Source organism: Chryseobacterium vrystaatense, from assembly GCF_000737765.1.
In the GTDB taxonomy this organism is placed as follows: domain Bacteria; phylum Bacteroidota; class Bacteroidia; order Flavobacteriales; family Weeksellaceae; genus Chryseobacterium; species Chryseobacterium vrystaatense.
Genome location: NZ_JPRI01000010.1, coordinates 361177 through 385577 on the forward strand (window position 1 = coordinate 361177; position 24401 = coordinate 385577).

Annotated in this window: 18 protein-coding genes and 1 tRNA gene; 2 read left to right on the plus strand and 17 right to left on the minus strand. The window is 38.5% G+C overall.

Annotation, left to right across the window (positions count from 1 at the left end; genetic code table 11):
- Positions 1 to 40 precede the first annotated feature (40 nt).
- From rpoB to rplK, 8 genes are all read right to left on the minus strand, one after another.
- Complete coding sequence (gene rpoB, locus IW16_RS21855) at positions 41 to 3862, minus strand: DNA-directed RNA polymerase subunit beta (RefSeq protein ID WP_034749641.1); 3822 nt, start codon at positions 3860 to 3862, stop codon at positions 41 to 43.
- A gap of 451 nt (positions 3863 to 4313) precedes the next feature.
- The gene (locus IW16_RS21860) at positions 4314 to 6914 is read right to left on the minus strand and encodes a T9SS type A sorting domain-containing protein (RefSeq protein ID WP_165572020.1); all 2601 of its coding nucleotides are present in this window, start codon (positions 6912 to 6914) and stop codon (positions 4314 to 4316) included.
- A gap of 35 nt (positions 6915 to 6949) precedes the next feature.
- Complete coding sequence (locus IW16_RS27015; protein WP_228376978.1) at positions 6950 to 8449, minus strand: hypothetical protein; 1500 nt, start codon at positions 8447 to 8449, stop codon at positions 6950 to 6952.
- Positions 8450 to 8585: 136 nt separating this feature from the next.
- The gene (locus IW16_RS21870) at positions 8586 to 9116 is read right to left on the minus strand and encodes a hypothetical protein (RefSeq protein WP_131327955.1); all 531 of its coding nucleotides are present in this window, start codon (positions 9114 to 9116) and stop codon (positions 8586 to 8588) included.
- A gap of 270 nt (positions 9117 to 9386) precedes the next feature.
- Positions 9387 to 9752: a 50S ribosomal protein L7/L12 gene (gene rplL / locus IW16_RS21875; RefSeq protein ID WP_034749652.1), complete on the minus strand. Its 366-nt coding sequence runs from the start codon at positions 9750 to 9752 to the stop codon at positions 9387 to 9389.
- Between the two features lie 46 nt (positions 9753 to 9798).
- A complete protein-coding gene (gene rplJ, locus IW16_RS21880; protein WP_034749655.1) occupies positions 9799 to 10392 on the minus strand; it encodes a 50S ribosomal protein L10 in 594 nt (197 codons plus the stop codon).
- A gap of 17 nt (positions 10393 to 10409) precedes the next feature.
- On the minus strand, positions 10410 to 11102 hold the full coding sequence (gene rplA, locus IW16_RS21885; protein ID WP_034749658.1) for a 50S ribosomal protein L1: 693 nt from the start codon (positions 11100 to 11102) through the stop codon (positions 10410 to 10412).
- Positions 11103 to 11113: 11 nt separating this feature from the next.
- Positions 11114 to 11557 (minus strand): 50S ribosomal protein L11, encoded by a 444-nt coding sequence (rplK, locus tag IW16_RS21890; protein ID WP_034749661.1) that lies wholly within the window; start codon positions 11555 to 11557, stop codon positions 11114 to 11116.
- Between the two features lie 199 nt (positions 11558 to 11756).
- Here rplK and IW16_RS25890 point away from each other — a divergent pair, with 199 nt between their 5' ends.
- Positions 11757 to 13619 (plus strand): BspA family leucine-rich repeat surface protein, encoded by a 1863-nt coding sequence (locus tag IW16_RS25890; protein ID WP_051890574.1) that lies wholly within the window; start codon positions 11757 to 11759, stop codon positions 13617 to 13619.
- Positions 13620 to 13703: 84 nt separating this feature from the next.
- On the opposite strand, the gene IW16_RS21900 is transcribed toward IW16_RS25890, so the two are convergent.
- From IW16_RS21900 to tuf, 7 genes are all read right to left on the minus strand, one after another.
- Entirely contained in the window at positions 13704 to 14372 is a 669-nt protein-coding gene (locus tag IW16_RS21900) for a hypothetical protein (RefSeq protein ID WP_034749786.1), read from the minus strand.
- An 8-nt stretch (positions 14373 to 14380) separates the two neighbouring features.
- Positions 14381 to 15028, minus strand: coding sequence for a hypothetical protein (locus IW16_RS21905; RefSeq protein ID WP_034749664.1), 648 nt, complete (start codon positions 15026 to 15028; stop codon positions 14381 to 14383).
- Positions 15029 to 15040: 12 nt separating this feature from the next.
- The gene (locus IW16_RS21910) at positions 15041 to 15658 is read right to left on the minus strand and encodes a hypothetical protein (protein ID WP_034749667.1); all 618 of its coding nucleotides are present in this window, start codon (positions 15656 to 15658) and stop codon (positions 15041 to 15043) included.
- A gap of 379 nt (positions 15659 to 16037) precedes the next feature.
- Entirely contained in the window at positions 16038 to 16580 is a 543-nt protein-coding gene (gene nusG, locus IW16_RS21915; RefSeq protein ID WP_034749670.1) for a transcription termination/antitermination protein NusG, read from the minus strand.
- 18 nt (positions 16581 to 16598) lie between these two features.
- Entirely contained in the window at positions 16599 to 16805 is a 207-nt protein-coding gene (gene secE / locus IW16_RS21920; protein WP_034702507.1) for a preprotein translocase subunit SecE, read from the minus strand.
- A 12-nt stretch (positions 16806 to 16817) separates the two neighbouring features.
- Positions 16818 to 16888, minus strand: a tRNA-Trp gene (locus IW16_RS21925).
- A 54-nt stretch (positions 16889 to 16942) separates the two neighbouring features.
- On the minus strand, positions 16943 to 18154 hold the full coding sequence (gene tuf, locus IW16_RS21930) for an elongation factor Tu (RefSeq protein WP_034749673.1): 1212 nt from the start codon (positions 18152 to 18154) through the stop codon (positions 16943 to 16945).
- Between the two features lie 332 nt (positions 18155 to 18486).
- Between tuf and IW16_RS21935 the strand changes: the two genes are divergently transcribed.
- Positions 18487 to 19980 carry a DUF4394 domain-containing protein gene (locus IW16_RS21935; RefSeq protein WP_034749676.1) on the plus strand — a complete coding sequence of 498 codons (1494 nt, stop codon included), beginning with the start codon at positions 18487 to 18489 and terminating at the stop codon, positions 19978 to 19980.
- Positions 19981 to 20063: 83 nt separating this feature from the next.
- On the opposite strand, the gene IW16_RS21940 is transcribed toward IW16_RS21935, so the two are convergent.
- Together IW16_RS21940 and IW16_RS21945 are read right to left on the minus strand one after the other, a co-directional pair.
- A complete protein-coding gene (locus IW16_RS21940; protein ID WP_034749679.1) occupies positions 20064 to 23162 on the minus strand; it encodes an efflux RND transporter permease subunit in 3099 nt (1032 codons plus the stop codon).
- 150 nt (positions 23163 to 23312) lie between these two features.
- Entirely contained in the window at positions 23313 to 24398 is a 1086-nt protein-coding gene (locus IW16_RS21945) for an efflux RND transporter periplasmic adaptor subunit (protein ID WP_034749681.1), read from the minus strand.
- Between the last annotated feature and the right edge of the window lie 3 nt (positions 24399 to 24401).

The window sequence follows — 24401 nt, forward strand, 5'->3', positions numbered from 1 at the left end:
ATTCTGAATTGATTCAAAATTCAACACTCAAAATTTAAAATTATTCCTCAAGTCTTACATCAAGTCCAAGTCCTTGTAACTCATGAAGTAATACATTGAATGATTCAGGAATACCTGGTTCAGGCATTGATTCACCTTTTGCAATTGCTTCATAAGTTTTTGCTCTACCAATCACGTCATCAGACTTCACTGTCAAGATCTCTCTCAAGATGTTAGAAGCTCCGAATGCCTCAAGAGCCCAAACCTCCATCTCTCCAAATCTCTGACCACCGAACTGAGCTTTACCTCCTAACGGCTGCTGAGTAATCAATGAGTAAGGACCGATAGAACGTGCGTGCATTTTATCATCAACCATGTGACCCAGTTTCAGCATATAGATAATACCTACTGTAGCTGGCTGAGTAAATCTTTCTCCGGTACCACCATCATAAAGGTGAGTGTTACCGAATTTAGGAAGACCTGCTTTCTCTGTGTACTCCGTAATCTGATCAAGAGTAGCTCCGTCAAAGATTGGTGTAGCGAACGTCATACCTAATTTTTGACCAGCCCATCCAAGAACTGTTTCATAAATCTGTCCGATGTTCATACGAGAAGGTACCCCAAGTGGATTCAATACGATATCTACCGGTGTTCCGTCTTCAAGGAATGGCATATCTTCTTCACGAACGATTCTTGAAACGATACCTTTGTTACCGTGACGTCCTGCCATTTTATCCCCTACATTCAACTTACGTTTCTTAGCGATATATACCTTAGCCAACTTCATGATACCAGCCGGAAGTTCATCTCCGATAGAAATAGCAAATTTCTCACGGTTTTTAACTCCCTGGATATCGTTGAACTTGATTTTATAATTGTGAATTAATTGTTTAACCAATTCATTCTTATCGTTATCTACTGTCCAGTCTGCACCGCTTACGTTTACATAATCTTCAACTGAAGTCAATAATTTGTGAGTGAATTTCACACCTTTACCGATGATTTCCTCATCAAGATCGTTGGTAACTCCCTGAGAAGTTTTACCACCTACCAGTGTGTTTAATTTTTCAATTAAAGTATTTCTTAACTCATCAAACTTAGCCTTGTAAGTGTTTTCAATTTCTTCAAGTTTAAGTTTTTCTTCAGTTCTCTTCTTTTTATCTTTAATGTTTCTTGAGAACAATTTTTTGTTGATAACAACACCTCTTAATGAAGAGTCTGCTTTCAATGAAGCATCCTTAACATCACCAGCTTTGTCACCGAAGATTGCTCTAAGAAGTTTTTCTTCAGGAGTTGGATCAGATTCACCTTTTGGAGTGATCTTACCGATCATAATATCTCCAGGCTTCACTTCAGCACCAATTCTGATCATACCGTTCTCATCAAGATCTTTGGTAGCTTCTTCAGAAACGTTTGGAATATCAGCTGTCAATTCTTCCATACCTAATTTGGTATCACGAACTTCAAGAGAATATTCATCTACGTGGATTGAAGTAAACCAGTCTTCACGTACAACTTTTTCGTTGATTACGATTGCATCCTCAAAGTTGTATCCTTTCCAAGGCATGAAGGCTACTACTAAGTTTCTACCAAGAGCTAATTCTCCATTTTCAGTAGCATAACCGTCGCAAAGTACCTGACCTTTTTCCACTGTTTCCCCTACTCTTACGTTTGGTCTCAATGTAATTGTTGTACTCTGGTTGGTTTTTCTGAACTTCGTTAATTTATATGTTTTCGTAGCAGACTCGAATTGTACTAAATCTTCGTCATCACTTCTTTCATATTTAATTGTAATCTGATCAGCATCTACATACTCAACAGTACCTCTACCTTCAGCATTGATCAGGATTCTTGAATCTTTAGCAACCTGCTGTTCCAGACCTGTACCAACGATTGGAGCTTGTGGCTTCAATAGAGGAACTGCCTGACGCATCATGTTGGATCCCATCAATGCACGGTTTGCATCATCATGTTCCAAGAATGGAATCAATGAAGCTGAAATACCTGAGATCTGGTTTGGTGCAACGTCGATAAGATTCACCTGAGAAGGCTCAACTACCGGGTAATCACCATCCAGTCTTGCAATAATTCTGTCTGTTAAGAATTCTCCGCTATCCGTCAATTCAACGTTAGCCTGAGCAATTACTTTATCTTCTTCGTCTTCTGCATTAAGATAGATAGGATCTGCATTAAGATCGATCTTACTGTTCTCTACTTTTCTATATGGAGTTTCGATGAAACCTAAGCTATTGATTTTAGCATAGATCCCCAGAGATGAAATCAAACCAATGTTTGGTCCTTCCGGAGTTTCAATCGGACAAATTCTTCCGTAGTGGGTATGGTGAACGTCACGAACCTCGAAACCTGCTCTTTCTCTTGATAAACCACCAGGCCCTAGTGCAGAAAGTCTACGCTTGTGCGTGATCTCTGATAGTGGGTTGGTCTGGTCCATGAACTGAGAAAGCTGGTTGGTACCGAAGAACGAGTTAATTACTGATGTTAATGTCTTAGCATTTACAAGATCAAGTGGCGTAAATATTTCGTTATCTCTAACGTTCATTCTTTCCTTGATTGTTCTTGCAATTCTTGAAAGACCTACACCGAACTGTCCAGCTAATTGCTCTCCAACAGTTTTAATTCTTCTGTTAGATAAGTGGTCAATATCATCAACCTCTGCTTTAGAGTTTACCAATTCGATCAGGTGTCTTACGATCGCAATGATATCTTCTTTTGTAAGAACCTCAGTCGTTGTAGGAATATTAAGACCTAACTTTTTGTTTAGTCTGTAACGTCCTACTTCACCAAGTGAATATCTCTGCTCAGAGAAGAATAATTTTTCAATGATTCCTCTTGCTGTTTCCTCATCGGGTGGATCTGCGTTTCTTAACTGACGGTAGATATACTCTACTGCTTCTTTTTCAGAGTTCGTAGGGTCTTTCTGTAATGTATTCTGAATGATAGAGAATTCATTGCTGTTTTCTTTGTGAATCAGGATAGATTTCACACCAGCATCAAGAATAAGATCTAAATGTTCTTTTTCAAGAATCGTTTCTCTGTCCAGGATGATTTCGTTTCTTTCGATAGAAACTACCTCCCCTGTATCTTCGTCTACGAAATCCTCGAACCAAGTGTTCAATACTCTCGCAGCCAATGTTCTTCCTTCCACTTTTTTAAGGGCAGCTTTAGAAACTTTCACTTCTTCAGCAAGGTCAAAGATCTGAAGGATATCCTTATCAGATTCATAACCGATAGCTCTTAACAGAGTAGTTAATGGTAATTTTTTCTTACGGTCGATATACGCGTACATTACGCTGTTGATATCTGTTGTAAATTCCATCCAAGATCCTTTGAAAGGGATAATTCTTGAATAGTACAGTTTAGTTCCGTTTGCGTGGTAAGTCTGTCCGAAGAATACACCAGGTGAACGGTGAAGCTGCGTAACAATAACTCTCTCTGCACCATTGATGATGAAAGATCCACTAGGCGTCATATAAGGAACCGGGCCTAAATACACATCCTGAACTACAGTTTGGAAATCCTCATGCTCAGGGTCTGTACAATACAATTTAAGTCTTGCTTTAAGAGGAACTGAATACGTCAATCCTCTTTCCACACACTCGTTAATTGAATAACGTGGAGAATCTACCAGATAATCAAGGAATTCCAATACAAACTGATTTCTGGAATCGGTAATTGGGAAGTTTTCCTGGAAGGTTCTGTATAAACCTTCGTCTGTTCTGTCTTCTGGAAGGGTATCAAGCTGGAAAAAATCTCTGAAAGACTCTAACTGGATGTCCAGGAAGTCAGGAGTGATAATTTTTCCTTTAGCTGATGAGAAGTTAATTCTCTGATTCCCCCTTGTTGTTGCTGTTGTTTTACTCATAAAACTTTTAAGAAAGGGTTAAAAAATATTTTGATTCATTAAAAAATATCAAGAAAAAATAAAAGCTGACGGAGAAAAGATAAAAGACTTCAAATGTTTGGCGCTATTAGAAATAGTCTTTACTCTTTTTTCTTTATTCTTATCATCTTATTCCTAACTGCAACGCTGGTATATCTTTTCACAGCGTAATGCAAAATATTTTTACTACTTTTGAGGCAGAATGAGCCGCAGTATCTATACACAAGAAACCTCTTTCATTATTTTCCATGAAAGAGCTGATTTCCAATATTTTATAGATTTTCGTACAATTATTCGCGCCAAAAGAGGGACAAAGGTACAAAAATTTATCTATATAGACAAATAAAACCCCTCATTTTGAGAACGTTAAAATTATTTAAATAAAAATGGCTGTCTTTACGGACAGCCATTCAATTGTAGAGAATATGGGAAATTACTTTACAATGATCTTATAAGATTTCACTGTTGATTTCGTTTCTATTTTCACAATATAAATACCTGCCGGTAATGAAGCCGTGCTGATTTCAGCATTACCAGAGAACTTATCTGATTTTACCAGCTGCCCCTGAGCAGAGAATAAAGTATAAATGCCACCCTCTTCAGATCTGACATTCAGGTTTTCGCCTGATTTTACAGGATTAGGATATATTTTAATATCACCAGCCTTTTCAGCAATATCAGAATCTTTGATTCCTTTTGCAGCAGATGTCATCTGTCCATTCTTTAATAGAGAAGCATAAGGTGAAAGTGGAGAATCCGGTGATCCTCTCTTCACAAGGTCTGTATCTACAACTGCCTGAATACCATCTGTATCGGAGTCGCTGATCGTAGAGATAAATCCATACCCCAATGCATCCAGATTACCCTTACCGATTTCATACAGATCGAAATTTATTCCATTTGAAGTTAAATCAAGGAAATCAGGTTTACCATCTCCGTCGGTATCTTTGATTGCATATTTCATCACCCCAGAATCCGGAGATGTTTCCAAAACATCGGCAATACCATTGCTTCCAACTGGAATGTTTTTGTCAATAACTCCGTTGTGATCCGTATCTATCTGGTTGATCACTGCATTTGGAATACCGGACTCAAACAGATCCAAGACACCATCATTATCAGAATCCAGGTCCAGGTAATTGGCAACACCATCACCTAAAACAGCAACGACAGCAGGATCACCATCCACGTCATCATCTTCATAAATTCCATTGTTATTGGTATCTTCCTCTGAAGTATCCGAAATACCATCACCATCTGAGTCACCATCGCACGCATCAGCAATTCCATCTCCATCAGAATCTCTCGTAGGAGATTTGTCATTTACAGCAATACATCCTTCTGCACAGTCAGGAATTCCGTTACCGTTTGCATCAATACTGTCATTACCGTTAGGACACTGATCAAAACAATTCGGGACTCCATCATTATCATCATCTCTGCTTGCGAATGCATTGTAGATATTATAGGTCTGAGGAATACGCACTCCGGTTCCGCTGTAGAAAGTAACTTTTATACGGTTGAAAGGTTTTGTGGATTTCCCGCCTACATAAAATTTATTGGAATCTGTAGTGAAAAAATTCCCACTGATTAAACTCCCTGTACTTACAAAAGTATCCGTTTGTGTATTATTATTGTAAAGTGTTACCGTAATATTTTCAAGAACACTCACCCCGATCAGATTAGCTGATTTTTCTAATGTAAAACCGGCATAGGTATTGGCTGGAAGCATAGTATTCGTACCTACTGTCGCGTACGCTGAGAAAATACTCAGAAATGATGCTGCAGGAATAGTCGCAGTCGCATAATTAGAGGTATTGGTATCAACAATATTGGATGGATTTGTCATTTTCGCTAAAATCAAACCAAACAGTCCGGGACCGGAAGTCCAGTTAATTCCCGTAGTCAAATTACCGGCAATCGCAGAACCGCTTGTCTGAATCTTATCGTTACAGTCGCATGATGCAGGTTCTTCAAATGCATAATATACTTTTAACGATCCTAAATTAACCCCTAATGTCTGGGTAATTTTTAAACGCACTTCATTAAACGGTTTTGTAGACGTAAGCACCACTTTCTGTTTTCCTGATCCAAAACCTAAAACTTTGATATTGATCAATCCACCGCCATCTGACAGTCTTTTTGAATCCTGCAGTTGACCGTACAGGTAAGTTTCTACTGTTATATTTTTTAGAAATTCTGCACTTAACAGCTTTCCTTCGTCATCAGGAGAGATTACAAATCCTGTTTTGTTCCCGGCAGGATACACCTGATTTTTATCTAATACACCCACTGAATAAGACCCCAGAAGCCCTGCAGGTAAAACGATCGATCCATAAGAGTTTTTATCTCCATCTCCTATTCTTTCTCTGTTCTGTACATAAGAAAGCGGAGCAAGGAAACTGCTGCTTCCAGATATATTACCATCTACACCGCTTCCAGCAATGATATCATCACAAATACCATTGTTATCAACCGGCATTTTAGCAGGATCAAATGCAAAAGCATAATATACATTCATCGCACTAAAGACAGAAACCACATTGGTTTGATATAACCTTACCTCATTAAACTCTCTGGTTGTTTTAAAATGAAGAAAAATCCGGTTCTTGCTTCCTCCAAACGCAGGCACTGATAAAAGTGTCCCGCTGGTCGTAGATTCCTGAAGTACCCCATTCTTATACGTACTGATTCTTAATGAGCTTAAGAGATCTACCGTGATAAAACTAGTCCCCAGATCCACATTAAATCCTGTAATATACCCTGCAGGATACATTGTATTGGTATTCTTTACGGATATTCCATTACCACTCACCAAAGAAGCAAAATTCCCCAAACTTACACTGTTATCAAGATTTGCATCTATTACAGGATTCATGTTTCCGTTGTAACAGGCTAAACATATACCTGAATTGTTGACAGGCTTAGCTTCTACCCCCATACCACGTATAGGCGTATACCCCTGTGCCATCACGACCGCCGAAAAAAGGATCAATACTAATTCCGTCAGTTTCCGAAATAATTTTTTAGTCATTTTTTGTTTCATTTTTCTGTTATATAAAGTGTTGTTTAATTATTTAATTGAGCCCAGCTCCAGGTACCGGACGCTGTTTTTCTGCATCCCTGGAAATTACCTGAGGTAGCCGTTACAACATATCTGATAGATCCCTCATTGGTTCCATTGCACACCATTGCCGTATCTACAGTTCCGATAACCTGTACTGCTTTTGACACTTTAAGATCAGCCTCCTGAGCAGCTGTTAATAATGTGTTGATCCCTACAAATGCTGTCAATGGAGTTCCTGTGCTGGTATCCTGCGCGTTAAAAATGTGATATTTATTAGAGTAAATATTAGATCCGGGACTGGATCCTGTCGGACCTACAAAACTGTTAACCGGATAAGATCCTGAGTTAAAACCATGTCCGATAATATTAAAATTTCCGCCGGAATTATTTTTGGTTCCTATAGTAACGCCCCCCTGTGTTGTATTATTAATTCCTAAAACATACCCTCCAAGAGTTGTGTTCCCATACCCAATCACTGTTCCGTTCTGATTAATTGTATTTCCTTTTCCAATAGCCACTGCAGTCGTTGCATGGGAAGGCTGACCACTTGAATTCAGCGTATTATTATAACCTAAAACAATTCCATTATTATAAGTTGCAGATTTAGTCAGTGTATTTTTGCTTCCCCAGGATAAATAAGAATCTCCATCCGTTCCTCCACCGGTTAAAGAACCGTCGGTACTGTTGATCACTGCACGAATAGTTCCGTTCGCCACTAAAACCAAATCATTGGCATTTTGAGTTCCCAAATATTTAAGATTGGTCACTGTACTTGCTGCACTTCCCACTGAAGCACTCACATTGGCAGCAGTAATGTCTGAGTTTCCACTAACCCTCCAGTCTCCTGACTGAGGTATAGGGGTGGAAGGAACCCAACTGGTCCCATTGAATGTTAAAACCTGGCCATTGGTCGCGGAGCCAGTATTTCCCAGAGGTGAACCATTGATTTTAGCTACGGTTGTAGTTGCTAAGGCACCCACCACATCTCCATTTACCAAAAGAGAACCTGTCGAAAAATATCCCGGAGCAGCAGCAGAACTACCGTTATTTCCAAAAATGGTATTCGCTGGCGCATTAGATAAATTGAATGACAAAGCCGGAGCTGTGGAAGGATTCAAAACGGATGTTGTAAATAATGGATTAAGAGCCCCAGCTGAAAAGTTGGTCACTGTTCCTCCATTGACCCCAGTAGAATTTCTCAACCATACCATACCGTCAAAATAATAGTAACCGGAAGCGTTTACATGTACTGTTTGGCCAGCAGGACTGCTATCCGCTGCGGTCACATATACCAATGCTCCGCTTTGGGCAGACGTGTAAGTTTTGGCTCTTAACTGATCTCCTGTAAGTCTGGGTGCAATAATTCCATCTAACTTTTTTGTGTTGGAAGGAAATCCTACAACATCAAGAGTTGCCTGCCCCTGATTTGTATTAATTCCTACCTGTGCGCTTATTCCAAGATACGTGAACAAAGCGGCGATCGTAAATAATCTGTTTTTCATTTGTACTGATATTTGTCTTTTTTTGTGTGTTTTTGTTTTTTTTAAAGAAAGCATGAAAACCCTTTTTCACTCTGTAAGGAGAAGAAAGAAATATTTTTTTGATAAAGTAATTGGGTAGAATCTGCCTGCCGGATGCTTAAGATAATTTATCCGGAAATTCTACAATCGTATCAAAACCTCCCAGACTTTTAGAGTCTTCTATAGAATACTTTTCAGACTGGCTTTGTGGTATGGCCTCTATAACCATGTATAGAGGATTCAAATAGTAAAAACTAATACGCTGCTTACAGGATTTTATAAAAGAAAGTGTTTTATGCGTTGAACTGTAAAACATTACTGAACGAATAGAGCTTGAATAAAGCAATACATTATGGTCTAAGTTTTTAGAATTACAAATTTTCATGTTCCGTTCCCTACTTGGTCGTGTATTTTTAAGATGAGTAATAACGGGCGAACTAAACTTCATATAAGAATTGGCATCCATCTCTTTTTTGTGGTTTTCTGTAGAGTCACTACTATATTCTGCCCTATCAGTATAAGACGATGGAACGGCTGGTTTCTGAACAGCCACAGATGTACGGTCGAAATTTTTAATCTGCATTGTAAGCAGTATACTCATGCAATACGCTAATGTAAAGCCACTAAAAATAATGGTACTCTTTTTCAAGTTATGTGTGTTTTTTTTCGATACAAATATAGTTAATTTACAACAAAAACAATATTTTAATTATAATTTTAAGTTAAAATATGCAATTCTATGAATAATATGTATTTAATTATGTTAATTAATATCAAATAAATAATTATAATTGAATATGAAATAGTTTGTGTCAAACATATTTCAATACACTTAGGGAATTTTGTCCGTTTGGAAATATCATGGCACAAAAAAGCCCGGACATTACTGTCCGGGCTTCTTATTTTATCGTAAAATGAATTATTTCAATTCTACTTCAGCACCAGCTTCTTCTAATTGCTTCTTAAGAGCTTCAGCTTCGTCTTTAGAGATTCCTTGCTTAATTGCAGCAGGAGCTCCGTCTACGATATCTTTAGCTTCTTTAAGACCAGCACCAGTTAAATCTTTTACCAATTTAACGATAGCCAATTTAGATGCACCTGCAGACTTAAGAATTACGTCGAATTCAGTCTTTTCTTCAGCAGCTTCTCCACCACCTGCAGCAACAACTACAGCAGCAGCAGCTGGCTCAATTCCGTACTCATCCTTAAGGATAGTAGCTAATTCGTTTACGTCTTTTACAGTTAGGTTTACTAGCGTTTCAGCTAAATTTTTTAAATCTGACATTGTTGTAATGTTTTTGTTGATTATTTATTTAATTTTTTGAGAGTAATTATTCAGCACTTGGAGTTTCTTCCGTGCTTTCTGCAGCAGGAGCTTCTGGAGCCGCCTCAGCAGGAGTTTCTTCTACCGCAGGAGCAGCTTCTTCAGCTTTAGCTTCTACAGTTTCAGATTTGTTTTGAAGAGCAGAAACAACTCTTTGAATTGGAGATTGAAGTAATCCGATGATTTCTCCGATCATTTCTTCTCTAGACTTGATGTTAGCAAGTGCAGATAAGTTTTCGTCTCCAACGTAGAAAGTTTCCTGAAGGTAAGCAGATTTTAAAGCCGGCTTATCTTCTTTCTTTCTGAACCCTTGAATTAATTTTGCAGGAGCGTTTGCCGTATCAGAAATCATCAATGCTGAATTTCCTTTGAACGTTTCAAACATTTCGGAGTAATCTACTCCTTCCATTTGCTCCATTGCTTTTTGTAAAAGTGTGTTTTTCACAACTTTCACTTTGATATTTTGTTTGAAAGCCTGTCTTCTGAAATCAGAAGATTTAGCAGCGTTCAAACCGTCTAAATCTGCTACATATACTACTTTCGCATCCTGAAGCAAATCTTTGATCTCTTGTATTGCTACAACTTTTTGGTCTTTTGTCATTGTCTTAAGGATTATTATTAGTTAGCAGATTTAGTATCAATTGCAATACCTGGGCTCATTGTAGAAGATAAATAAATACTCTTCACATAAGTACCTTTTGCAGCAGTTGGTTTCATTTTGATCAATGTCGAGATTAGCTCCTGAGCATTTTCTTTGATCTTGGCAGCATCGAAAGATACTTTACCAATACCTGCATGGATAATACCATACTTGTCTACTTTGAAATCAATTTTACCTGCTTTCACTTCAGTTACTGCTTTACCAATTTCCATAGTTACAGTACCTGATTTAGGGTTAGGCATAAGACCTCTTGGTCCTAATACTCTACCTAATGGTCCTAATTTACCCATAACAGCTGGCATAGTAACGATAACGTCAACATCTGTCCAACCTTCTTTTATTTTTTGTAAATATTCGTCAAGACCTACATAATCAGCTCCAGCTTCTTTAGCTTCAGCTTCTTTATCTGGAGTTACAAGAGCTAATACTTTAACATCTTTACCAGTACCATGAGGAAGAGATACTACACCTCTTACCATTTGGTTTGCTTTTCTTGGATCTACACCTAATCTTACAGCGATATCTACAGAAGCATCAAACTTTGTAGTGTTTACTTCCTTTACAAGAGCTGAACCCTCTTCAAGGTTATAGATTCTACCTTTTTCTACTTTGCTTAAAGCTTCTTTTTGCTTTTTAGTTAATTTTGCCATTTCAATAAGTTTTAAGCGTTAGTTGGTTTAGTTCCTGTTACTCTTAATCCCATAGATCTAGCAGTACCAGCTACCATAGAAAGTGCAGAGTCTAAAGTAAAACAGTTAAGGTCTGTCATTTTATCTTCAGCGATTTTCTTTACCTGATCCCAAGATACAGCACCTACTTTATTTCTGTTTGGTTCACCGGAACCTCCTTTGATTTTAGCTGCATCCATCAACTGGATCGCTGCAGGTGGAGTTTTAATTACGAATTCAAAAGATTTGTCTTCGTATACTGTAATTACTACAGGTAAAACTTGCCCTGGCTTATCTTGGGTTCTTCCGTTAAATTGCTTACAAAACTCCATGATGTTCACACCTGCAGAACCCAATGCTGGACCTACTGGTGGAGAAGGGTTAGCTGCGCCACCTTTCACCTGAAGCTTTACCATTTTAAAGACTTTCTTAGCCATTTTTAATTTTTTTAGTTTGAATAATTAATGAGTTTGGAAGCATTTATTATTCAGCAGATTACCGACTCACATACAGTAAATCTACTTTTCGGACTGCAAAATTATGAAATATTTTTGAATTAGCCAATGGAATGTGTTGATTTTTAGAAAGAATTAGTAATAAAACTTTTTTTTCCTACATTTACGAAAACTGAAATCTATGAAACTGAAATATTTACTTTTAAGTTTATTTTTAATGTTTTGTTGTATTCTCAAAGCACAAAATGAGTTTATTACGGTATGGAAACCCAGCAATACAGGCTTTATTCCTTCAGTAAGTACCTCTACCCAGATTTACTTCCCCGGAGTAGGAACAGATTATGAAATTTTTTGGGAAGAAGTTGGCCATCCTGCCCATAACGGAACACTGAATGACGTAACGACAATTGTAGGCGTACCTCTTCTGATCGATTTTGGAGCTCCTCTTAATCCCATACCCGGCAATGCTACCTATACTTTAAAAGTAAGTCCTGAAAACGGAAGTTTTCACCGTATTTGTTTTTATGGTCCCGACCTGACTGTGCGCGGAGATGTTCATAAACTCATTGAAGTTGTCCAGTGGGGAGCTATTAAATGGTCCAGCATGCAGAGAGCTTTTCATTACTGTACTGAAATGGATGTCACCGCTACCGATCTTCCATTTTTGGAACATGTAACTGATATGTCCGGCATTTTTGCAGGATGCTATAAATTAGTTGGTAATTCTTCTTTCAGTAATTGGGATGTCTCTCATGTGACTCATATGAACGAAGGTTTCTATTCTGCTAAATTATTTAACCAGCCCATCAGCAGCTGGGACATTTCCAATGTTACAGATATCTCGGCTATGTTTTTTGATGCCGGGCAATTTAATCAACCTATAGGAATATGGAATACCTCCAATATCACGAATATGGATGGTACTTTTGGTTTCACCCATCAGTTTAATCAGCCTCTTGCCAACTGGAACACTTCAAACGTTACCAATATGAGCGGTATGTTTATGGATGCAAAGCTGTTTAATCAACCGATTGGAAATTGGGATACTTCCCGTGTGAAAGATATGTCATTTATGTTTGGTTCAACACCAATGTTTAACCAACCGATTGCCAGCTGGGATACATCCAGTGTAACCAATATGCGGGGAATGTTTCTTAATTCAACAAAGTTTAATCAGCCTGTTGGAAATTGGAACACGTCGTCGGTGACCAATATGGAAGGTGTTTTCAGGGAAAGCAAAGCTTTTGATCAGGCGATAGCCAACTGGGACACTTCTAATGTGACTACCATGAATTCTATGTTTGCTGCAGCAGAAAAATTTAATCAACCGATCGGAAACTGGAATACTTCAATGGTTACCAATATGGGATATATGTTTAGCCGTGCCTTACTTTTCAATCAGCCTATAGGAAGCTGGGATATTTCAAATGTAACTAATATGTATTCTATGTTTGCTGATAATCCGGTCTTCAACCAGCCTCTTTCCAACTGGAACACTGCTGTAGTAACAGATATGCGTGTTATGTTTAAAAATGCCGCGATGTTTAATCAGGATCTGGGAAGTTGGAATTTACTTTCTGCTCTGCAAATGAATTCTATGCTTGATGCATCCGGTTTGTCCTGTGCTAATTATAACTCTACCTTATCTGGCTGGGCAAACGGATCTGCCACCCCAAACAGTATATCTATAGGCTCATCCGGACTGGTGTATTCTTCTCCACAGGCAGTAGCTGCAAGAAATTCTTTAACCAACTCTAAGAACTGGACGATCACCAATGACAGTTACAACCCGGAATGTCTTATGCTTGCCACTTCTGAGGTTCACAAAAACGATTTAAAAATCTATCCCAATCCAGTAAAAAACAAAGTGTTCTTTTCAAAAGAATTAAAAGATATCGAAATCTATTCCATAGACGGACAACTCTTAAAAAGAAATTCAAAAGGAAATCAGATAGACATTTCTGAACTGCCAAAAGGAGTTTATATTTTAAAAGCCTCTGATCAGTCCGGAAATCCTTTGTCTAAAAAAATCATTAAAGATTAATACCCATTTTGAACTCCATACACTCAGACGCGGCTGTCCCAAAAGGGACAGCCGCGTCTGATTTGTTCTATCATTATTCTACGGTTAAAAACCTGAAGGCCTGTTAACAGTCTTGCTGGAGCCGTTAGTTCCCCCAAGGTCTGACGTAATATCATTGATATTTTGTTTTGTGATGAGCCTTTTATAAGCCATCAGATAGAGGTCTATTGTAAAATTATTATACGTTCTTCCGGGATTGGCAGAAGTAAGAGCTATCAGTTTACTGTCTGTAAACCTTGCTCTGATATGCCATGTTCCTTTACTTTTGAAGGCCACTACATCAGGAGAACCCTGTCTGTTGTCATTCGTTCCATTATCTCCATAGTCAAGAGCAACATTGGTTGTACCATCATTCATTTTAAATGAATAATTGTGCACGACAATAAGGAATTTATCGGCATCTATTTTAGTATCATAATCTGTAACACCAGCACCTGAAATTCCGGTAAGGGAAAGTTTAAGATAGTTAAAAAGTCCACTGCTTTCCAAATTGGGATCATACAGCTGAAGTGCATTTTCAGATGTCGCTAAAAAGCTCCCTCCTGTCATGGTAGGCTCTCCAGGATTTCTAAGATACAGTGAATTGGTGTATGTCACTCCATTCACATCCAGTGTTTCTTTGGGGTTAGCTGTTTTTATTCCAACTTTTCCCGACTGAGCATTCATTACTATTCCCAGAAACAAAATTATCGTAATATAAATTTTTCTTTGCATGTTGATCATTATTGAAGCCCTAAAGGCGTGTTAGCAGAAACTCCTGAATACACCGGTGAAGCAGAAGCAGAGACAGATCCTGTGAATGTTCCCCAATCTTTAACCAGGGATTTTTCAAATACATTCAGGGTAAGTGTCCAGGTTCCGTTTGCAGAAGACACTGTACCGGCTCCTTTAAAACCTAAATTAATAGCATGATATGTTTTTCCTCCTACGGTCACCTGAGTGACCTCTGTAGAATACGCTCCAAAAGATTTAGGATTCGTCGAGGTATCCGCAGCTGAAACAGCACTTGTAAAAACACCGCCTGTAACGGCTACAACATATTTGCTGGCGTCAAGACCTGTGTTGAGATTAACAACTTTATCCATATTGACATTTTTCAGAACAATAGTATATATATTGACAGGTGCTACATTACGGAGCGAAATATCCAGCATTTTGATTTTCCCCACAGGAGAAGTATCTTTTGAACGGGTCAGAAGAAAATAATTTCCTCTGGCCGTAGAATTCACAGTATCTACAAGGTAAGATTCTACCAATGTTTCTCCTACAACATCTAAAGTTCCCTGAGGTGTCGTGGTATTAATACCCACCTGCGCATTAGCGGCAAAAAAAGTCCCGGCCATAAGGAAGAGTGTGGTCATTTTTTTCATTATATTATGTTTTTATTGAATTAAAGGAGCTGCTGCCGAACCGGTAGTAGCAGATCCGAGATCTTGGGTAGTATTCAGTTGTTTGGCGTAGGCTTTGTCAAAAACCAGCAGATTCAGTGTCCATACACCTGTAGGAAAAGAACTGTCTGGGGCGAAGCCCTGATAATCAGCTTTCAGTTTCCAGGTTCCACCGGAAGAAAAAGCAAAAATCTGGGGTACCGGAGTAAGCCAGTCTGCAGAATACGTTCGTACTGCCTGTGTAAATCCAAAAGAAGAAATTACAACAAGAAATTTGTTCGAATTGATCTTGGTATCAAACTGGTTGACCCAGTCTTTATCTGTAGGGTCGCAGGTAATTTTAAACTGAATAAGATTAATTGGCGCCGGAGAATTAGGTACAAAAGAATCATTGTAGGCCGTAATTTTATTTTCAGGAGCAGGAGACTTAATAATGAATGTATAATTCTCATCTGTTCCCAATTTTTCTAAAGGACTTTTAAATACGATACCGGAGGTCTTCATGGTACCATTCACTGAAAGTTCTTTTTCAGGATTAGGAGTATTTATACCAACCTGCGCATTCATGAGTACAGTGCCTGTTAAAAGCACCGTCGAAATAATTTTCGTCATTGGATCTATGTATTGTGTTTGTTTTTACTAATTCCGGTATAGTTATTCTTTCTTCAATCTTAAACAGGCATACAAAGCCACTATACTTGCTATGCATAGTATAAAAAGTTGTAGAAATAAAACTTTATGGATTAATCGGTTACTTCTTTACAAGAAACATGCCACATGAGAATAAATCAAAAAATAATTCTTTATTACAGCAAGAATATACTGAATTATCACAAATTCGTGAAAACTAATTTAAAACAAACCCCCATTTTTAGGAACTTCGCAATAATCAACATCTAACTTACGGATTTTTTAAACATTTCAAATAATATGGATTGGAAACAAAAAAAGACCGCTTAAAAGCGGTCTCAATATATTTTAAAAGTATTAATTATACTTTTTCTACCTGCATATAGCTTAACTCCATTGGAGTTTTTCTACCGAAGATCAATACAGACACTTCGATTTTCTTCTTGTCTTCAAGAATCTTCTCAACAGTTCCGTTGAATCCATTGAAAGGTCCGTCAATTACTTTAACGTTTTCACCTACAATGTATGGAATCTCAACATCGCTTGCAAATTCTGAAAGCTCATCCATTCTTCCCAACATTCTGTTTACTTCAGACTTTCTCATTGGAACAGGATCACCACCTTTCGTCAAACTCAGGAAGGAAATTACTCCCGGAATATTCTTAATTGCGTGTGGAATTTCACCCATCAGATCAGCTTCGATCATCAGGTATCCAGGATAGTAAGGCTTCTCTTTAGGAACTTTTTTACCGTTTCTTATCTGAATAACCTTTTCCATAGGAATAACCACTTGAGTAACGTACTGCTCAAACCCTAAACGTTTGATTTCTGTCTCAATATAGTTTTTCACTTTATTTTCCTGTCCGCTGATTGCTTTCAGCACATACCATTTCAATTCGCTCATTATGGGAAAATACTTTTTTTAGTTGAACACGTTAATTAGCATTCCAATTATGTTGCTGATTGCTTTTGAAAACAATTCATCAACTCCAAAGGTAAACAACGCCAATATCACTGTAGCTATAGTTACTACAATAGTAGAAGACTGAAGATCAGCCCACTTTGGCCATTCAACTTTATGTCTGAATTCGTTATAAGAACCTTTTAAAAAATCAACAAATGAACTCATAATTAATATTTGCACGGGCACAAGGATTCGAACCCTGATCAACGGTTTTGGAGACCGGTATCCTACCATTGGACGATGCCCGTAGATAAAAAGCTTCCGAGAGTTTCCTTCCGGAAGCTTTATTTATTTTAAGATGATTAGTCTAAGATTTCAGTAACCTGACCTGAACCAACTGTTCTACCTCCTTCTCTGATCGCAAATCTAAGACCTACGTTAAGAGCGATTGGCTGTAACAATTCTACAGTGATCTCTAAGTTATCACCAGGCATTACCATTTCTACACCTTCTGGTAAGAAGATCTCACCTGTAACGTCAGTAGTTCTTACGTAGAACTGAGGACGGTATTTGTTGTGGAATGGAGTGTGACGTCCACCTTCTTCTTTAGAAAGGATATAAACTGAAGCTTTGAATTTTTTGTGTGGCTTAACAGAATCTTTCTTAGCGATTACCATACCTCTCTTGATGTCAGTTTTTTCAATACCTCTCAACAATAGACCTACGTTATCACCAGCTTCTCCTCTGTCTAGGATCTTTCTGAACATCTCAACTCCTGTAATAGTAGAAGTTAATTTTTCTTCACCCATACCGATGATATCAACAGGATCACCTGTATTGATAATACCAGCTTCGATTCTACCAGTTGCAACAGTACCTCTACCTGTAATAGAGAATACGTCTTCGATTGGCATCAAGAATGGCTTGTCAGTATCTCTTGGTGGTTGCTCGATCCAGTTATCAACAGCATCCATCAATTCTTCAACGCTCTTGAACCACTTGTCTTCAGTATCAGGAGTAGCTGCTGTAGCTGCTGTAAGAGCACCTAATGCAGAACCTTGAATTACTGGAGAGTTATCTCCGTCAAAATCGTAAGTAGATAGTAAGTCTCTAAGCTCCATTTCAACAAGCTCTAATAACTCAGCATCATCTACCATGTCAACTTTGTTCATGAAAACAACGATTCTTGGTACGTTTACCTGACGGCAAAGTAGGATATGTTCTCTAGTCTGAGGCATAGGACCGTCAGTTGCAGCACATACTACGATAGCTCCGTCCATTTGAGCAGCACCAGTTACCATGTTCTTTACATAATCCGCGTGACCTGGACAGTCAACGTGAGCATAGTGTCTTTTTTCAGTTTCGTATTCGATGTGAGCAGTATTGATAGTAATACCTCTTTCTTTTTCTTCTGGAGCAGAGTCAATTGCAGAGAAGTCTTTTTTCTCAGCAAGACCTTTGCTAGCTAATACAGCAGAAATTGCAGCTGTAAGAGTAGTTTTACCATGGTCAACGTGACCAATAGTACCAATGTTCAAGTGTGGTTTGTTACGATTAAACGTTTCCTTTGCCATGATTTAAAATTATTTATTTTATTATTTTTCAATTTTTCGGTGTGCAAATATAATGATTTTTTAAATACCAAAACCTTTTTCCTGAAAAAAAATTTCAATATTCAAATCAAAGAAGCACAAACCTTATATTTCAATGTATTGAGACTGCAAATTTACACAAATTTCCGGATTGAAAAAAATCATCATAAACGATTTTATTTGAAATTATAAAGTATCTGATTAATTCTTAATAATATAGAGCCCAAAAATATTTTTTTTTCATCAAAATTAACGGTTTAAAAACCGCCTTATATCTTTTCTCGTACATATTATAAACCATTAAAAATAATATTATGAGAGCACTATTACACTTCTTTTTGGTACTCGTTACCATGACCACTTTTTTTTCATGCAATGATTCTGACGATCAGATGATGATTCCGGAACCCAATGTGACCGGTCCCGATCTTATGGCTTACGGCCTTACAGGAATGAATGAACTCGTTTCTTTTAATGCCAATAATCCCAAAATATTTGCTGCAAAAACAGCAGTGACAGGAATTCCCGCAGGTGAAAAATTAATGAGTATCGATTTCAGACCTGCTACAGGAGAACTATACGCTTTATCCAATGCGAGTAAATTATATATCATCAATACATCCTCCGCCTCTGCAAGAACAGTAAGTTCTACAGCATTCACGCCAGCAGTTTCCGGAAGCATCGTTTCTATTGATTTTAATCCAACTGTTGACAGAATTCGATTGGTCAGTAATTCCGGACAAAATTTAAGACTGCATCCAGAAACAGGGGCTGTCGCAGCTACCGATACCAATACATCAGGTACAGGCATTACCGGAGTGGCATATACCAACAGCAAAGCCGGAGCTTCCTCTACTGTTTTATATGATATCGATCCTGCCGCCGGAAAATTATTTAAACAGGATCCTCCCAACAACGGAACTTTGGTAGAAGTAGGAAATCTTGGAGCGACATTCTCCGGACAGGCAGCCTTTGATATTAAATACGATAACACCACAGCATTACTGGCTTTAAGTGATAAGCTGCATATTTTAGACCTTAATAACGGTAAAACAACTTTTATAGGATCTCTTCAACAACCTATTATTGATCTTGCCATTCCTACTGAAGCAGTAGCTTATGCCATTGACAATTCCAATAATCTTCAGATATTTAATCCGAACAGCCCAATGCCCGTTTCTAAAACAGTAGCAGGCCTGCAAAGCGGGGAAAATATTTTAGGTATTGATTTCCGTCCTTTGAACGGTCAACTGTATGCTTTGGGAAGTTCAAGCAGAATTTACACCATTAATCTGGGGACAGGTGCCGCTACCGCAGTGGGAAGTTCTCCCTTTGCCACTTTACTTGCAGGAACTGACTTTGGATTTGATTTTAATCCGGTCGTTGACAAAATACGGGTCGTCAGCAATACGGGACAGAACCTTCGTTTAGACCCTGTTACCGGAGGTATTACTGCAGTGGACACAACCATTAATCCTGCAGGAGCAATGATCAGTGCAGCTGCATACACGAATAATTTCACAGGAACAACAGCTACTACTCTATTTGTGATTGATCATAACACAGATAAACTGTATCAGCAAAATCCACCCAACAACGGAACTTTAGTGGAAACCGGTTCTTTGGGAATTAATATTACGAATACCAATGGGTTTGATATTGGAAGCGTAAGCCAGAAAGCTTATTTAATGGCTTCTGTGGGAGCCTCCACAAAGCTTTATACGATCAACACGACATCGGGAGCGGCTACACCTCTTTCGGATTACCCAAATCCTGTAAAAGCTTTTGCAGTAGGATTAGGATTTTAAAAGACTCATAATTATTATTTCGATACCAAGAAGCGCGGAAAACAATGTTTTCCGCGCTTCACTTATTATAGATAGAAGAAATATTAAATCTGTTGGGACTTTTTCGTCCTGTTGAAAATCCAGAATATAATCGGGAAAATCAGCAGGGTTAATACAGTCGCAGTAATTAAACCTCCAATTATTACAATCGCCAAAGGTTTCTGAGACTCTGACCCAATCCCTGTAGACAGGGCTGCCGGCATTAATCCTATTGAAGCCATCAACGCAGTCATAATGACAGGGCGTGTTCTGGATTTCACCCCGTTTAATATGGCATTATCTAAAGTCAATCCATCTTTGACATTCTGATGAAACTCTGTAATCAGGATGACTCCATTCTGGATACATATTCCGAGCAAAGCGATCATTCCCACTCCTGCGGAAATTCCAAAATTCATTCTGGTAAGATGGAGGGCTATAATTCCACCAATCAGTGCAAAAGGTACATTGGCCAATACCAATAACGAATCTTTCATATTCCCAAACAGAATAAATAACAGGAAGAAAATACCAAGAATACTGATCGGAACCACCTGCGCCAGTCTGTGTGAAGCTCTCTGCTGATTTTCAAACTGACCTGTCCAGCCGATGGAATAACCATCCGGCAGATCTATATTGGCTACTTTTTTCTGTGCATCAGCAATGGTACCTCCTAAGTCACGGTCACGGATCGAAAATTTAACCCCAATGTATCTTTTAATATCATCTCTGTAAATAAATGCGGCCCCGTTGTCTTTTACAATGGTACTGATCTCTTTCAGCGGGATCTTTGCTCCGTCCTGCGTAGGAACCATTAATGAAGCAATATCATTTTCATCTTTTCTATATTCCTGAGAATAACGGAGACGAATCGGAAATTTTCTTTCGCCATCAAACATTTCTGAAGCTGTTTTTCCTCCAAAAGCCATCTCCAAAACAGATTGTGCATCATCCGGCATCACTCCGTAAGCCGCCATTTTATCTCTGTCCAGCACAACGCTTACTTCCGGCTGCCCAATATTTTTAATGATACCCGGATCTTTTACTCCGTCTACATCTTTGATCTGTTTTAATACTTCATCAGCTAATTTATCTAAGGTTTCCAGATTGTCACCGTAAATTTTAATTCCATTTTCTGCTTTAAAACCTGCTACTGCTTCAGCAACGTTGTCTGAAATGGGTTGAGAATAATTAAAAGTAATTCCCTGATAGGTTCTAAGCTTTTTATCGATCTCTTCAATCAGTTGCTCGTAGCTGATCTTCCGTTTCCATTCATCTTTAGGTTTGAGGTTGACAGCAAACTGCACAAATCCAAATCCGTTCGGATCTGTTCCGTCGTTACTTCTTCCAGTCTGAGCCAGAACATCCGTAACTTCAGAAAAGCTCATGATATCTTTCTTTAAAAGATCTGCTGTTTTAAGGGATTCTTTCAATGAGGAACTCATCGGCATTTCTGCTGTGATCCAAAGTGAGCCTTCATTCAGCTGCGGAAGGAATTCCGTTCCTAAGAATTTCCCGGAGAATAATGTTACTACCATGAAGGAAACCGCAACAATTAAACTCATTTTTTTATGTTTAAACGTATAGTTGAATCCTTTCAGGACAATTCTGTCCCAGAAATTCACAAATGGGTTATTCTTTTCTTTTACATTCTTATTTAAAAGAATATGCGAAAGAACAGGAACTAAAGTCAGCGTAAAAATCAAGGCTCCTATCAAGGCAAATCCTAAAGTAAATGCCAGGGGTGAGAACATCTTTCCTTCTACTTTCTGGAAAGAGAAGATTGGAATAAGTGAGGTGATGATAATTAATTTTGAAAAGAAAATCGCCTTTCCTAAACCTGTTCCGGTCTGCTTGATCCAGCCTCCTTTTGACAGTTTATTAAATTTTTCTGTTCCGTATTTAAGGGCTTTATGGTCGAGCATCACAAAGAGGCCTTCCACCATGACGACGGCTCCGTCAATAATGATCCCGAAATCTACCGCTCCTAATGAAAGCAGATTCGCACTCATTCCTGCCAGCTTTAAACATAAAAATGCAAATAATAGCGACAGTGGTATAATAATAGAAACAATGAACGTTGTTCTCCAGTCTGCCATAAAGATCAATACAATCACGGTAACAAGAATAATCCCCTCAATCAGGTTATGCATTACCGTGTGTGTCGTAAAATCCATCAGGTTGTCACGGTCGTAGAATGTCACCATTTTGACATCTTTCGGAAGGACTTTTTCGTTAAGCTCTTTAATTTTGGCCTTTACCCCAACCAGAACTTCTCTGGGGTTCTCCCCTTTCCTCATTACAACGATTCCTTCTACCGTATCTTCATGTTTGTTAAGCCCGGCCTGTCCTACTCTGGGCATCGAACTCTCATGAACATCTGCTACATATCTCACCAGCACAGGGTTTCCGCTGTCATTCTGGATGGTAATATTTCCGATATCTGCAATAGATTTCACAAGACCTATTCCTCTTACGACATAAGCCTGTCCGTTTTTTTCAATAACATCACCTCCTACATTCAAATTACTTTTGGTAACGGCATCATACACCTGAAGAGGGGTAAGGTTGTATTTATCTAAGGCTCTCGGATCAATACTTAATTCGAAAACTTTATCCTGGCCTCCGAAAACATTGATATCTGCTACTCCCGGAACGCCTCTCAGAGCACGGTCGATTACCCAGTTTTGCAGGGTCAGCAGTTCTCTTGAATCTTTTGTTTTACTTTCCAGGGTATATCTGAAAATTTCCCCGGTAGGCCCGTAGGGTGGCTGAACTTCCGGATCCACCTCGTCAGGAAGGCTTACGGTTCTTAATTGGTTATTGACCTGATTTCGGGCAAAAGTATCATCCACCCCATCGTCGAAAAGAATTTTAACAATAGAGAGACCAAACATCGTGGTACTTCTTACGCTTGTTTTCTTTTGAACCGGGCTCATAGCCAACTCGATGGGTGTAGTGACGAAACGTTCCACTTCTTCTGCGCTTCGCCCATTCCATTGGGTTATAATAACGATCTGGGTATTGGTAACATCAGGGAAAGCTTCAATGGGCATATTTTTGAAACTTATAAAACCCGCAATGGCCAAAATAGCGACCCAGATAAAGGTAAATGCTTTATTTTTTAACGAGAAAGCAATTATATTTTTAATGAATTTATTCATGATCGATTAAATTGATGACCTAAAAAAGCCGTTGAAAGAAATATTGGATATAATAAAAACTTCAATGCAAGTGCATATAATACCTATTTAAGCGCAACGACGCTCCATCCGGCAGAATCCAATACATTGTTGACTCGGTATGAAGATTGGTTAACTGTTCAGAGAGCGGTAGATCAACAACTGATTGTTTGTGATCACTTCTTCTCCTTCTGAAAGACCTCCGGCTAAGTAGGTGATGTCTCCTACCTGTTTTAATATTTTTATTTCTTTAACCTTGATATCGGTCCTCGATTTGAAAACCACTACAAAACTTCTGTTATCATCGAAGATCACCGCTTTGGAAGGTACCGTCAGAGCCGCGCTGTTTTCAGAACTTGAAACTTTGATGGTTGCTTTGCTTTCCGGAATCAACAGCCCGTTGGCGTTATCCAGCACCACTCTTGCCTGCATCGAATTGGTTTCCGGATCAATGATTTTAAATATTTTATCAATTCTTCCATCAAAAATTTTATCGGGATAAGAGAGTGTAGAAACCTGTGCTTTCATTCCCAGGCTTATTTTTTCAATATCAGCTTCATTGACGTTCATGATTGCCCATACATTGGTGGTGTTGGCTACATCAAAAATATTCTCACTTCTGTCACTTCTCAGCTGCATGTCTTTGTTGATGTTTTTCTGGACAATATATCCGCTGATAGGTGCCACAACACTGTAGATATTTCCTTTTTTCACATTGTAAACTGTACTTACAGCAGTCGCTCTCTGCATCTGGTCCTGTGCTTTCTGCAATACACTTTTGGCCTCAAGAACTTCTCTTTCCGTATTCAATTTACCTTCGTACATTTCTTTGGCTACACGCAGGTTATTTTGAGCAACAACCATATCGGTCTTTGCATCACTTACATCTTTTTGTACTTCGGCCAGCTCGGTACTTCTGATGGTAGCCAAAACCTGTCCTTTTTTCACATAATCACCAAGCTCAGCATTTACGCTTAACACATTTCCACCGACCAAAGGATATACATCAATATAGCTGTTTTTATCAGCAGATATTTTACCGTAAAAGCTATACTGGTCTTCTATATTTTTTTTCTCAACTTTGGCTAAAGAGATCGAGCTCAGCATCGTATTGCTCAGTTCAAAACCTTTTTTTGCCTGAGGTGCTTTTTCTTCTTCTTTTTTTGTACATGACAACAAAGACAGGGCTATCAGTACAGGGATTACATATTTTTTCATTGC

What these genes read in the sequence shown, in the direction of transcription:
- IW16_RS27015 (WP_228376978.1), bottom strand. Translation starts at nt 8,449, where the DNA reads ATGAAAAACAGATTATTTACGATCGCCGCTTTGTTCACGTATCTTGGA.
- IW16_RS21910 (WP_034749667.1), bottom strand. Translation starts at nt 15,658, where the DNA reads ATGACGAAAATTATTTCGACGGTGCTTTTAACAGGCACTGTACTCATG.
- rpoB (WP_034749641.1), bottom strand. Translation starts at nt 3,862, where the DNA reads ATGAGTAAAACAACAGCAACAACAAGGGGGAATCAGAGAATTAACTTC.
- rplK (WP_034749661.1), bottom strand. Translation starts at nt 11,557, where the DNA reads ATGGCTAAGAAAGTCTTTAAAATGGTAAAGCTTCAGGTGAAAGGTGGC.
- rplL (WP_034749652.1), bottom strand. Translation starts at nt 9,752, where the DNA reads ATGTCAGATTTAAAAAATTTAGCTGAAACGCTAGTAAACCTAACTGTA.
- rplJ (WP_034749655.1), bottom strand. Translation starts at nt 10,392, where the DNA reads ATGACAAAAGACCAAAAAGTTGTAGCAATACAAGAGATCAAAGATTTG.
- rplA (WP_034749658.1), bottom strand. Translation starts at nt 11,102, where the DNA reads ATGGCAAAATTAACTAAAAAGCAAAAAGAAGCTTTAAGCAAAGTAGAA.
- tuf (WP_034749673.1), bottom strand. Translation starts at nt 18,154, where the DNA reads ATGGCAAAGGAAACGTTTAATCGTAACAAACCACACTTGAACATTGGT.
- secE (WP_034702507.1), bottom strand. Translation starts at nt 16,805, where the DNA reads ATGAGTTCATTTGTTGATTTTTTAAAAGGTTCTTATAACGAATTCAGA.
- IW16_RS21900 (WP_034749786.1), bottom strand. Translation starts at nt 14,372, where the DNA reads ATGCAAAGAAAAATTTATATTACGATAATTTTGTTTCTGGGAATAGTA.
- IW16_RS21905 (WP_034749664.1), bottom strand. Translation starts at nt 15,028, where the DNA reads ATGAAAAAAATGACCACACTCTTCCTTATGGCCGGGACTTTTTTTGCC.
- IW16_RS21860 (WP_165572020.1), bottom strand. Translation starts at nt 6,914, where the DNA reads ATGACTAAAAAATTATTTCGGAAACTGACGGAATTAGTATTGATCCTT.
- nusG (WP_034749670.1), bottom strand. Translation starts at nt 16,580, where the DNA reads ATGAGCGAATTGAAATGGTATGTGCTGAAAGCAATCAGCGGACAGGAA.
- IW16_RS25890 (WP_051890574.1), top strand. Translation starts at nt 11,757, where the DNA reads ATGAAACTGAAATATTTACTTTTAAGTTTATTTTTAATGTTTTGTTGT.
- IW16_RS21940 (WP_034749679.1), bottom strand. Translation starts at nt 23,162, where the DNA reads ATGAATAAATTCATTAAAAATATAATTGCTTTCTCGTTAAAAAATAAA.
- IW16_RS21935 (WP_034749676.1), top strand. Translation starts at nt 18,487, where the DNA reads ATGAGAGCACTATTACACTTCTTTTTGGTACTCGTTACCATGACCACT.
- IW16_RS21945 (WP_034749681.1), bottom strand. Translation starts at nt 24,398, where the DNA reads ATGAAAAAATATGTAATCCCTGTACTGATAGCCCTGTCTTTGTTGTCA.